This window comes from Pedobacter sp. ISL-64, from assembly GCF_018613605.1.
In the GTDB taxonomy this organism is placed as follows: Bacteria; Bacteroidota; Bacteroidia; order Sphingobacteriales; family Sphingobacteriaceae; genus Pedobacter.
Map to the genome: position 1 here is coordinate 188,446 of NZ_JAGGPU010000020.1, position 12,446 is coordinate 200,891.

11 protein-coding genes are annotated in these 12,446 nt (G+C 38.7%); 6 read left to right on the forward strand and 5 right to left on the reverse strand.

Features of this window, described 5'->3' with window-relative positions; genetic code table 11:
* Positions 1 to 28: 28 nt before the first annotated feature.
* From J7E57_RS21990 to J7E57_RS22000, 3 genes are read left to right on the forward strand one after another with little or no spacing between them, the layout of a single operon-like run.
* A complete protein-coding gene (locus J7E57_RS21990; protein WP_215130889.1) occupies positions 29 to 1,348 on the forward strand; it encodes a Gfo/Idh/MocA family oxidoreductase in 1,320 nt (439 codons plus the stop codon).
* A gap of 10 nt (positions 1,349 to 1,358) precedes the next feature.
* On the forward strand, positions 1,359 to 2,354 hold the full coding sequence (locus J7E57_RS21995; protein ID WP_215130887.1) for an FAD:protein FMN transferase: 996 nt from the start codon (positions 1,359 to 1,361) through the stop codon (positions 2,352 to 2,354).
* 25 nt (positions 2,355 to 2,379) lie between these two features.
* Complete coding sequence (locus tag J7E57_RS22000) at positions 2,380 to 3,303, forward strand: hydroxypyruvate isomerase family protein (RefSeq protein WP_215130885.1); 924 nt, start codon at positions 2,380 to 2,382, stop codon at positions 3,301 to 3,303.
* Positions 3,304 to 3,421: 118 nt separating this feature from the next.
* Here the strand turns inward: J7E57_RS22000 and J7E57_RS22005 are convergent, their stop codons facing one another.
* Positions 3,422 to 4,909: an alpha-amylase gene (locus tag J7E57_RS22005; RefSeq protein WP_215130883.1), complete on the reverse strand. Its 1,488-nt coding sequence runs from the start codon at positions 4,907 to 4,909 to the stop codon at positions 3,422 to 3,424.
* Positions 4,910 to 5,266: 357 nt separating this feature from the next.
* Here J7E57_RS22005 and J7E57_RS22010 point away from each other — a divergent pair, with 357 nt between their 5' ends.
* Positions 5,267 to 5,788: an acyl-CoA thioesterase gene (locus J7E57_RS22010; RefSeq protein ID WP_029275086.1), complete on the forward strand. Its 522-nt coding sequence runs from the start codon at positions 5,267 to 5,269 to the stop codon at positions 5,786 to 5,788.
* 70 nt (positions 5,789 to 5,858) lie between these two features.
* A complete protein-coding gene (locus tag J7E57_RS22015; RefSeq protein ID WP_215130881.1) occupies positions 5,859 to 7,040 on the forward strand; it encodes a cation:proton antiporter in 1,182 nt (393 codons plus the stop codon).
* Positions 7,041 to 7,291: 251 nt separating this feature from the next.
* Here the strand turns inward: J7E57_RS22015 and J7E57_RS22020 are convergent, their stop codons facing one another.
* The 4 genes from J7E57_RS22020 to J7E57_RS22035 all read right to left on the reverse strand — a co-directional run bounded on the left by J7E57_RS22020 (position 7,292) and on the right by J7E57_RS22035 (position 11,165).
* Positions 7,292 to 7,858, reverse strand: a complete 567-nt coding sequence (locus tag J7E57_RS22020) for a hypothetical protein (protein ID WP_215130879.1) — start codon at positions 7,856 to 7,858, stop codon at positions 7,292 to 7,294.
* A gap of 254 nt (positions 7,859 to 8,112) precedes the next feature.
* Complete coding sequence (locus J7E57_RS22025) at positions 8,113 to 8,625, reverse strand: hypothetical protein (RefSeq protein WP_215130877.1); 513 nt, start codon at positions 8,623 to 8,625, stop codon at positions 8,113 to 8,115.
* A 251-nt stretch (positions 8,626 to 8,876) separates the two neighbouring features.
* Positions 8,877 to 9,281, reverse strand: a complete 405-nt coding sequence (locus J7E57_RS22030; protein WP_215130875.1) for an EVE domain-containing protein — start codon at positions 9,279 to 9,281, stop codon at positions 8,877 to 8,879.
* A 1,113-nt stretch (positions 9,282 to 10,394) separates the two neighbouring features.
* The gene (locus tag J7E57_RS22035; RefSeq protein ID WP_215130873.1) at positions 10,395 to 11,165 is read right to left on the reverse strand and encodes a hypothetical protein; all 771 of its coding nucleotides are present in this window, start codon (positions 11,163 to 11,165) and stop codon (positions 10,395 to 10,397) included.
* 311 nt (positions 11,166 to 11,476) lie between these two features.
* Between J7E57_RS22035 and J7E57_RS22040 the strand changes: the two genes are divergently transcribed.
* Entirely contained in the window at positions 11,477 to 11,845 is a 369-nt protein-coding gene (locus J7E57_RS22040) for a hypothetical protein (RefSeq protein WP_215130871.1), read from the forward strand.
* Positions 11,846 to 12,446: the final 601 nt, after the last annotated feature.

The following is a 12,446-nucleotide window of genomic DNA, read 5'->3' on the forward strand; positions in this document are numbered from 1 at the left end:
CTATCTAACCAAAATAAAAACTAAACACATGAAAAAACCAATCAACCAACAAGATCGTCGCGATTTTTTAAAAGCGACAGCAATGCTCGCAGGTGGCGCAATGTTAAGCAGTATTCCATTGGCGGGAGCTTATGCTTCAGGATCAGACACGATTAAAATCGCCTTAATTGGCTGTGGCGACCGTGGAACAGGAGCAGCTTTCCAGGCCTTGAGCACTAAATTCAATATTAAATTGGTGGCTATGGCCGATGCTTTTCAGGATCGCCTGGACAGCAGTTACCAATCGTTAAGTTCGAAATTTGGAGCAAAGATGGATGTTCCAAAAGAACGCCAGTTTGTAGGTTTCGATGCTTATTTAAAAGCCATCTCATTAGCCGATGTAGTATTATTAACAACTCCTCCGGGCTTCCGCCCGATCCATTTCGAAGAAGCGATTAAACAGAACAAACAAGTTTTCATGGAAAAACCTGTTGCTGTAGATGCACCGGGCATTAGAAAGGTATTGGCCGCAGCCGAAGAAGCCAAAAAGAAAAAATTAAATGTTGTAGTAGGTTTACAGCGCCGTTACCAGACCAACTATCGCGAGTCGATGAAACGCATTAACGATGGTGCCATTGGCGATATCATGTCGGGCCAGGTATACTGGAACAGTGGTGGCGTTTGGGTACGTCCACGTAAAGCAAACCAAACCGAAATGGAATACCAAATGAGAAACTGGTATTATTTCAACTGGTTATGCGGCGATCATATCGTTGAGCAACATGTACACAATATCGATATTGCCAACTGGATAAAAAACGGACATCCGGTTTCGGTACAGGGAACAGGTAGCCGTGCCTGGAGAACAGGAAAAGATTACGGAGAGATTTACGATAACCACTCCATCGAATTAACCTATGCAGATGGTGCGGTAATTAATAGCCAGTGCCGACATTTCGAGGGTATCAGTAATCGTGTGGACGAATCTTTTCAAGGTACCAAAGGTAAAATTTATCTTTCAGGCAGCAATCAGGCCATTATGAAAGATTACAGCGGCAAAGAACTATATAACCACAATACCAAAGGAAACGCAAATCCTTACCAAACAGAACACGACGAACTGTTCGATGCGGTTTCTAAAGGAGAATATAAATTTAGTAATGTAGACTATGCTGCAACAAGTACATTTTCGGCAATAATCGGTCGTTATGCTACCTACTCTGGTCAAACCATTAAATGGGATGAGGCTTTAGCTTCGAACATCAGTTTAATGCCGGAGCGTTTTGCATGGGATGCGAACCCAAGGTTAATGCCTGATGAAAAAGGACTATACCCTATCGCCATGCCTGGACAAGCAAAGGTGATCTAAAACTAAATTGATGCGCTATAGGTTTTTGCTTTTCCTGTTACCACTGATTTTTGCTTTCTCCTTGAAAAAAGAAGTGAGGCAATACAAAATCAATGGTTATGCGCAGGGAACCGATTATGCTATAATGTACTATGCCACTGATAGTTTAGCCACTAAGGCGGGCATAGATAGTTTATTAAATGAAATTGATTTATCGATGTCGCTTTACAAAAAGGGATCATTGATAAATCAATTTAATGCTGCTAAAAAAGAAATCAAAACCGACCGTTTTATAAATGATGTGCTCAAAAGGAGTTTCGAGATCAACCGGGATACAAAAGGTATTTTCGATATTACGGTTGCTCCTTTGGTACAGGCCTGGGGTTTTGGGCCAAAAGAGGCTAAAAACGAGCCCGATCCTGCAGTCATTAAATCGATACTCGCCTGTGTGGGCATGAAAAACCTAAAACTAAAGAACGGTTTATTAAGCAAACTAAAGCCTTGCGTGCAGATCGATTTAAACGGAATTGCCCAGGGTTACAGTGTTGATTTAATTGCCGCTTATCTCGAAAAAAAAGGAATTAAGCAGTACGTTGCCGAACTGGGGGGCGAGATTCGGATTTTAGGACCGAAACCCAATGGCGAAACCATGAAGATTGGTATTGAAGGTCCTGATAAAGATGGAACTCCGGTAATCAGGCATATCGCTGCGATCAATTCAGGAGCAATCACAACTTCTGGTAACTACCGGAAATTTCACCAGAGCGGAAAGAAAAAGATTTCACACCTGATCGATCCCAAAACAGGTTATCCGTTAGATAATGAAATGATCAGCGTAACAGTATACGCTAATGATGCCATTACAGCCGATGGTTACGACAATGCCCTAATGGCCATGCACCTTAAAGATGCAATTGCTTTTGTAGAAAACAGAAAAAACCTCGAAGCTTATTTTGTGTACCATCAAAAAGATGGCAAAGTGGCTGATACCTTAACTACAGGGTTTAAAAAATTAATTACGCACTAATACCTATCCGTTTAAAAACAAACCGATGAAAAGAAGTGAATTTATAAGAAACAGCTTGTTAACTGCTGGTGCAATAACTACAGGAACCGGAATTACCGGTACTTTTGCAGCTGAAAAGCAAAATACGTTAAGTGATAAGGTTTTTAACATGGATTATGCCCCACACCAGGGCATGTTCGAAAACCATGCGGGTAAGAGCTTTTTAGATCAGATCCAATTTATGTACGATAAAGGTTTCCGTTCTATCGAAGATAACGGCTACCTAAACCGTTCTGTAGAAGAACAGGAAAAAATTGGAAACCTGCTGGCGAAACTGGGTATGCGCATGGGCGTTTTTGTGGTAGATGGCGGCGATAACTGGAAAACCTCTTTAACTACTGGCAAAAAGGAATTTAAAGACAAATTTGTAGAAACCTGTAAAAAATCGGTAGAAGCCGCAAAACGTTGTAATGCAAAATGGCTTACCGTTGTGCCTGGGTTTTATGAACGCAACCTGCCTTATGGCAATCAATTTGCCAATGTAATTGATGCTATGCGTGCGGGGGCCGAAGTTTTCGAACCCCACGGATTGATTATGGTTTTGGAAACCTTGAGCGATACCCCGGAGCTTTTCCTGCAAAAAACAAATGAAACCTACGCGGTTTGTAAAGCGGTAAAAAGTCCTTCATGTAAAATTCTTTACGATATTTACCACATGCAACGTACAGAAGGCGATTTAATTAAAACCATCGATCGTTGTTGGGATGAAATTGCCTACATCCAGATTGGTGATAATCCAGGCAGAAAAGAACCTACAACCGGAGAAATCAATTATAAAAATCTATTTAAACACCTGCATAAAAAAGGTTATAAAGGGGTTATGGGCATGGAGCATGGCAATTCTAAAAGCGGAAAAGAGGGTGAGCTTGCTGTTATTTCGGCTTATAGAGCAGAGGATAATTTTTTGTAAATAATGTTCAAATAAAGCATCGTCATCTCGACTGGAGTGCAGTCCCGAACGTTCGGGAGAGAGATCTATCTAATAGATTTCTCGACTGCGTTGCACTCCGCTCGAAATGACGATCTACCTACCCCACCTTCAATACCCACACCGATACACTTCCGGCATTGCAGTGAAACTCCGCCCAACCATTTTCATCAATGGTTACTTCCTGCTGGCGATAGCCTAAAGCATCAACAAAGGTTTTTCTGGCAAAGTGTTTACCGATTTCCATTTCTTTATACCCTTCTTCTCCCGTGCTTAACAATACCGCCAAGCCACTATTTTCGTGTTCCTCATCACCAGCACGGGTCCATCCTACGCAAATGCCGTGGTCAAAATAATCACGTTGCTCACCGTAAGCTAAGGTTGTACGGATTTTACTCATGGTTTCTACTGCAGGAATTGCGACTAACTCCACATGCACCTCATCGCCTTCTTTGTCTTTATCATCATAAATTCCTCCGTACAGATCAGGAAAGAACAAACACGGAATCCCTTGTACACGGAGCAGAATGATGGCATAAGCCAAAGGCCTGAACCAAAAATCGACATAAGATTCCAGTGCCTGCAAAGGTTGCGAATCATGATTATCAACAAATGTTACCGCCAGATCAGGCTTTACCTGAACCAGGGTTCCATCAAAAATCGTCCGCATATCAAATTCCTCATCCTTACTCGCCAGGAAAAAATTATGGTGCAAAAGCGAATCAAATATTTGTGTCCGCCCACCTGTAATCTCAATATATTTTAATTGTCCTTCCCTATCCACCACATTCCAATCTTCGGCCACGATAAAAAATTCGCGGTTAAATTTTTGGTTCAGGTGATCGATCCACTCAACAATAAAATCAGGGTTGATGTGTTTAACCGCATCTAATCGAAAACCATCTACTTTGGTGGTTTCCACTATCCATTCACCCCAGTATTTTAATTCTTCAACTACCGCCCTGTTGCGGTAATCGATATCGTTAAACATCAGATAATCATAATTGCCCAATTCGGTAGAAGGGACCTCTTCAAAACCTTCTCCTAAATAATTCTGGATCGAATAAATAGCCGTTTCTTGGAGGTCTTCGGCCCAGTCTACCCCACTAAAACACTCATGATTCCATATAAATTCAGAATATTTTCCCTGTCGGCCAGGAAAAGTAAACTTCGTCCAGGCTTCTATTTCGAAAACATCGCTGGTAAATTCGTTTCTATCTTCTGGATTTACAGTTCTAACGGGTATTTTTTCGAGTTCATCGCCCCCGGCTTTGTGGTTAAAAACCGCATCGGCCAAGGCGCCAATTCCGTTATCGTGCAGGGCTTCAATAGCTTTGATATATTCATCTTTGGAGCCATGTTTGGTATTCACACTTCCTTTCTGATCGAACTCGCCCAAATCGAATAGATCATAAACCGCATAACCAACATCGTAAGCCGCATTGTTTGATTTATAGGCTGGTGGTAACCAAACAGCGGTTATCCCAATTTCTTTTAAATGATTCGCTTCGGCAGCTACTTTAGTCCACAAATTTTGTTCTTCGTTATAATACCAATGGAAAAATTGGATCAGGATCTGGTTTTGCATTAAATTCGATTTTTTGTATGGATAACATGATTTTTTACGAATTGTTTTTTGGGTTTACAGGAAAACCTCGCATCCTTTTTCGCACTGATTTCGCTGATGCCCGCAGAAAAACAACTTAAATCTGCGAAAATCCATTTGATCTGCAGGAACCACCTTGCCTATGTCTTCCCGCTAATTGCGCAGATCACCGCAGAAAAACAAAATAATAAATCTGCGAAAATCTATTGAATCTGCGGGAACAATTTTATGCGTGCTTTTCCTACTAATTACGCAGATCACCGTAGAAACAACTTCCAAATCCGCCAGAATCTATTTGGAATACCATTTTACCCACATTTTACTTACTTTTGCCATCAAATGAGCTTAAAAAAGAAATTTGCCAGAGAAAGTTTTACCATCATGAACGAATTGGTATTACCAAACGATACCAATACCTTAAACAACTTAATGGGTGGGCGCTTACTCCATTGGATGGATATTGCAGCGGCAATTTCGGCTCAAAAACACTGTAACCGTATTGTGGTAACTGCTTCGGTTGATAACGTTTCTTTTAAACAACCCATTAAATTAGGTGATGTTATTACCATTGAGGCCAAAGTGACCAGGGCTTTTAATACTTCAGTAGAAGTTCGATTAGATGTTTGGGCAGAGAATATTCCAAGTGGTGCCCGCCAAAAAAGTAATGAGGCTTATTATACCTTTGTTGCGGTAGATCAGAGTGCCCGTACCATCCCTGTGCCAGAACTAATACCAGAAACACCCGAAGAAATTGACTTATTTGACGGCGCTTTACGCCGCAGGCAATTGCGTTTGGTTTTAGGTGGAAAAATGAACCCTGATGACGCCAGCGAACTAAAGGCTCTTTTCTTTAAAGCATAATTTTTACATTAAATTTCTTTCTGCTTAGCATGATTGTTTTATTTTAGCGGTTTACCCTGCGCTGAAAAATATGACAACTTATACCATTCTTATTATTTTAAGCGGATTAGTTATTTTCTCTTATCTGTTTGATTTAGTGGCGAGTAAAACCAAAGTGCCATCGGTTTTATTGCTGCTGCTTCTAGGTATTGGTTTACGTTTGCTCGTCGATAACCTTAAAATACAAACCTTCAATTTCCTCTCTATCCTACCCACATTGGGTACCGTAGGCTTAATTTTAATTGTTTTTGAGGGCTCGCTCGAACTTAAATACGACCGGCATAAAAACAAGGTTATACGCAGTGCTTTTTTCTCGGCCCTAAGCATTTTAATGGGAACCATTGTGGTAATAACCAGTATTATTTACCAGATCACTCACCACGATTTATATACCTGTATTGCAAATGCCATTCCCTTTAGCGTAATCAGCTCGGCTATTGCCATCCCTTCAGCAGCGGCATTAAACAATACCGATAAAGAATTTGTAATTTATGAATCTTCTTTCTCTGATATTTTAGGCATTATCATCTTCAATTTTGCCATTACCAACCATTCGATCAATACATCTGCTTTTATTGGTTTGGGGTTAAGTACCTTCCTCATCCTTTTACTATCGGCCATTGCCTGTGTGGTGTTGTTGTACGTAATGGGCCGATTGGTACACCACATTAAATTCTTCTTAATTATAGCCATACTGATACTGGTTTATGCCATTGGTCAGTCTTACCACCTATCCTCTCTGGTGTTGATTTTAAGCACAGGTCTATTCCTCAACAATGCCGATACGATTGAGAATGCCTGGTTTAGAAGTGTCTTTTTATATAAAAATTTAACAGCCGATTTATCCCAGCTCTATCAACTATCGGCCGAGAGCGCTTTTATTCTGCGGACTTTTTTCTTCGTTATTTTTGGCTTTACCATGAATATTGGCGACCTGAACAACAAAATTGTACTGGCCAACGGCTTTTTCATTTTAATATCGATTTACATCATCAGAGTGGTATTTCTCAAAATATTCAAAAAAGAAAACCTGAGTCCGATTTTATACATCGCCCCTCGCGGACTGATCAGTATTTTACTCTATTTCAACCTGCCAGCTTCCTTAAAAATACCTGAGGTGGGTACGCCATTCCTGTTCCTGGTTGTACTGGGATCGAGTATTGTAATGACACTTGGGATTACGTTGAGTAAGAGAAATAGTCTGGTTCATTAGTTCAATGGTTCAGTAGTCCATTAGTCATTGGTTCATTGGGTTGATCGTATAGACTCTAATAGAATGATCGTCATCTCGACTGTAGCGCAGTCCCGAACTTTCGGGAGAGAGATCTATCTAGACAGATTTATATCGTGGTTCTCGATTGCTTTGCACTCCGCTCGAAATGACGATAGATTGAGGGAGCTATCTCCCTTTATTGTTTAAACCGATTAATCGACACCAAACGCCCAGCGCCACACGCCAAAGCCCTAAGGTTTAAACGAAGCTGAAATGCTTTTTAGCTGGTGCAGTTCGGCGAGCACATTTGGATTGGCCTGATAGTAAATGGAATAATAACTGAGTTCGTTTAACTTATTTCTATCTACTTTATTAAAGTTAAAACGTGCCAGGTTCGGGTTAATGGCATGGATGGGCAGCGCGACAGCATTTGCTATTGCGGTAAAAACCACAGAGAATACAGTTGCCGCTGCGTCTTCTTTAAAAGTTGGCTCTTCCTTGCCCCATTTATCAACTATTTTACCAGCTGTATTCATTTTGTATTCTTCCGCCCGATCTTCACCAATTTTAATAAAACTCATTCCTTCATAGCCCTTTTTAATCGTTCTAATCTGTACGGTTTTAATTTCATCCAGAGGAACCTTAATAAATTCGCCACCATGGTTCAGAATGGCGTTTGCTGAATCAACTTTATATAAAATCCCTTTGTATTTCCCATTTTGGGTTTTCAGAATGGCGATATAAGGTTTTACGCTTTGAGCCATGGCAAAGCTTAGAGAAAAGAAAAAGATGAGGGTAAAATAGATAGACTTTATCATGTTATTGGTTCATTGTTTGATGGTTCATGGTTGATAGCCTTGTGTTTAATATACTAACGGGCTATGCCTTACTAATCGATTAATCCACTCCAAACGCCCAATGTAATTAAGTTAAGCCATTGGCACAGGTGAAAATAATTTAACCACAGATAAAAAGGATGCACACAGATATAAAAATCCGTGTTTATCTGTGTCCATCTGTGGTTAAAAACCTTAACTGAATGACATTGCTCCAAACGCCACACGCTTAGCGCTTAAGGTTTATCAATATAGTAAGCTTTGGAGTAAATTTCTAATTTTTTATACTCAGTGGCAAACAATTTTTCATCTTTATTGATCTTCAAAAACATTCTTTTAGCCTTAAGTTCAGCAATAAGGCCATACGTTGTACCTACTGCAGCCCCTAAAGTGGTAGCGGCCAAAAATGCCACAAGCTGTTCCTGGCCAGCCCCATTGTTATTATCTGTAAATGCCAAAGAACCAATTGCCGCGCCCGCAAGCGTTCCGATCAGGAATCCTTTACCTGTGTTGATACCTTTTTTCTTTAAGCGGATGCTGATGATATTTTTAGCTCGGAGCATGATGTAATTTCCATAACCATCATTCACAGCGACACCTTCAGGAGAAATTTTCTCCAAAGTACCTTTTACAACAGGTAAAGAATCAGAAATCACTTTTACCTGGTAATTGATAAATCCCTGCGCTTTGGTTTCGCTAAGAAACAGATTACTAATAAAAAAACAGAGTGATAAAAAGAAAATTTTCATTAGAGAGCGATTAGATTGGTTAATTGTGTAAACTGGTTAATTGATTAAATCGTTAATAGAGGTCGGCTTCAAACGGGTAAATTGACTAACGACTGCAGAATCAGGACTTTGGACTAAAACCGACCCATCCACTCCCAACTCCTAACACCCAACTCCAAACTTAATCACTACCCCTCGTTCAGTAGACTCAAGACTTCGTACTAAAAATCGATCAATCCACTCCCAACTCCAAACGCCCAACTCCAAACTGATCAACTCCCCATTTCCAAAATCTTATCAAACTCAGCAGCTTTAAGCGGCATTACCGATAAACGGCCCTGGCGCACCAATGAAATATCAACCAAACTCGGCTCAGCTTTGATCTGTTCTAAAGAAACCGGGTTTTTCAGGCTTTCTACAGGCGATAAATCAACCACTACCCAATTCGTATCATCAGTAGTGGGGTCCTGGTAAAACTCCCTTACTACTTTGGCAATGCCCACTACGTTTTTACCTTCGTTACTGTGGTAAAAAAGTACCAAATCGCCTTCTTTCATGGCTTTTAGGTTATTCCGGGCCTGATAATTACGAACACCATCCCAAAAGGTACGGCCATCCTGATTAAATTTTTCCCAACTGTATTTAAAAGGCTCTGATTTTACTAACCAATGATTCATGCTACTTTGTATTTATTTCGATTATTTTACCTTCAAAACTAAGAAAAGGGAATGGATTAGGAAATAATTATCGAAGGAACGTAATGTTAAGATCAAGTACAATATGGCCCTTTTTTATTATACTTGGGTTCAGATTAACTAAATGAGTATGGCTCCAATTAAAAATTTAAGCTTTGTTAAATAAGAACTTACTGTTTAAACAGATGAAAAACGGCAAGACTGTAAGGCTTTCTTGCAAAGTAACCGATGATATTATTTACACCATTTTCTTACAGTTAATTAACGACTTATATTCTATTCATTACTACTATATTGATGGCAATGATGTGTCCGACGAAGATAACTATAGAGATGAACATACATATAATTACGATGATTTTAATAAGCTATATACAGCACTATTAGTTAAATTTCCTGATCTTACTTAAACAATAAATATGATTAATTCCTCACATAGCACACACACTAATAGCGAAGTTCTTGGTGTCTAGGCTAGTGGACTAGATGACTTGTGCTGTGATAAAGCTTATCGATACCAGCGCAAGTCTAATGAACCTCGAAATGTAGATTGCTGACTAAGCTTTCATTATTAATCTTGATTATACTGCCAAAGCACAAGGCAGGCCTATACTCTGGCCAGGGGCACTGAGACTTGCGCTAGATATGGTTGTTCCAAACCAATGCTTCTCGAAATCGGATACTAACTCATTAATTTGCTGTTCTACTGTTTTTTGCTTTTAAAGCCTTAGATGCTACACTTGCTGTCTGATACATTTAGTTCTATTTAAGTTGGAAATATCCTTTAAGAAGCTTTTAAAAGAAACTCACGTAGCAGCAGACGTACGATTTTTAGGCTAAACTGTTGGTAATGAATAAAAGTTTGTATAAGTTTACAATATAACAGGAAGAGCTATCCTTACGAATAGCTCTTTTTAACTGGCCTAGGAACCAAAACCTGTACTGTTTCGGGAGCAGCTACTGGCACTTTCTAAGATACCTAATGAGAGTATCTTTGCAATTGCAACTCTAATGTGGCTTGAAATATATAGTTGTTTCACAATTTCACCACTCCGTACTAAGTATTTTTAACGGCCCCTTCACTGGGGTTCGTTATTATTCATCATCTTTCATTGCGCTTATTACTCTGATAATCTTATCCCAATCTGCGTTTACGATTCCGTCTGGATATATCAGCTTTGCTCTTCTGCCATCCTGGAGTTTAATTCCAAGAGATAAGTCATCAGTTAGCGTTATCGGTTGATATTCTTCATGTGAAGTTCCAAGTTGCTTAAAGGATGAAGATGGCGTATCTGTGCTTGTATAGTCTTCAAACTCTGGAGTTATAGTCTCAATCTTTGAACTTACTTCTCCTAAGCTTTTCATCTTATTATTTCCGTCTATAAGATTAAGGAACTTCAAATTTTCAATAAAAATTTCTGCTGCCTTTTTAGATGTGTTTTCAGCTATATTATGTTTTCTAAATAATGTAACTGCTAAAGCATCTACCGAAGGCATGTGACTGCCAGCATAAATATTCAGTAGCACTTCATATAACTTTGGACTGCGAAAACTCTCCAATTGTGCTTGCCATTTCTCATCTTCCGTTTCTGGTTTGTAATATCTAATAAATAATTCTGTAGGGTTGTAACCAATCTTTGATTTCATCTCTAAAAATCCATATTGCGTTGCATTGCTTAACGGTACAGTAAGGTAATTAGGAGACATATTTAAAACTTTAGCTATACTTTCTCTAGTATTATGAGAGCTACTGCCAAAAGCATTATAGATTTTTTTTGTAAATTCAAAGGCAGTTTCCATCGTTTGAGATGGGTAAGCGGCACTCCTTACTACTGCTTTTGTGAAATCTGTTTTTTCTGTTGCCATTATATGTATATTTGAATTCCTACACAATAGTGAGGAATATTTTTCAATTACACAAATATTTAACTATTTTAAGTAGAAATATACTTTAATTAACTGATTTACAGATGTATATTTTTATACTTAAATTATACAAATAAATATACTTGACAATTAAATAGATACATTTATAATTCAAAATAGGTCATTAAAGAAAAAGGAGCCTTTAATAGCTCCTTTCCAAAATTACTCGTTTAAAACCGGATAAGCGCAGATTATATGACTAAGGGTAATTTGCTATATTGTCGCCAAACATTTTATTTAAATTCTCTGTAATGACGAATGATAACTATTTCAATGAACTTATAATCGCTTTTCCATCTCTAAAGTCGGAAATCCTAAAAGAGGATGCCGAAATGATTCATTCGCGGATGGAAACATTTGCAGATTATACTAAAGAACAAATAAAAAGAGATAATAAAATTGAACTCACCAAATGCTTTAATTTTCAAGAATCAAAAATTGACTTAATGACTTCGGAATTATTAAATGCACTAACTGTATCTTATTGCGAGTCGTTATTATTAGGCGGATGTGGTGATAGGATGAAAAATTTGATTTATTTAATGCCTCCAAAACTCAGGTTCATATATATTGACTATGAGAAATGGTATAATGAGCTTGCTAATAGAAGCAGCCAATAAAAATAGTAATCGTGCTGCATCATTAATCAATAACTCATCATTTCAAAGTAAAGTTCTGCCCTTGCTTTTGGCCAGAGCGCTAAGACTTACGCTTAGCGAATAATTTCACCCCCTATTAGCGCAAGTCCAATGTCATTAAGTTAAGGATATTAACATTAATTAGTAACCCCTTAAATAAAAAATCGATCAAGTGAAAACATGTTTCACCTGATCGATTTTCAAAGTTAACCCACTAAAGGAGGTAACTTTTTCAGTGCCCTCCGGAAGATGTCTAACTTTTTTTGGGTAATGCAAATCACGATCCAGACGCTTTAGATTTACCTTTAACATACTCCGGGGAAGAAACCAACAGTGGGCATTTGTAAAAATTCAGAAGGTAAATTCAGCACATAAACTACCAATTGCATCATATATGGCAAAGAGGCTGTTTCAGAATTGATTTTGGAGATTTTTGGCAGAATAATATTTTGAAAGGTCGTCATTCCCGTGAAAACGGGAATCTTAATGCGATAGAAAGGCAAACAAATAAGTCCCTACCAAAGCATTAAGATGCCCAGTCAAGCTGAGCATGACGACACCGCAAAATTTAATTCTTTTGCTA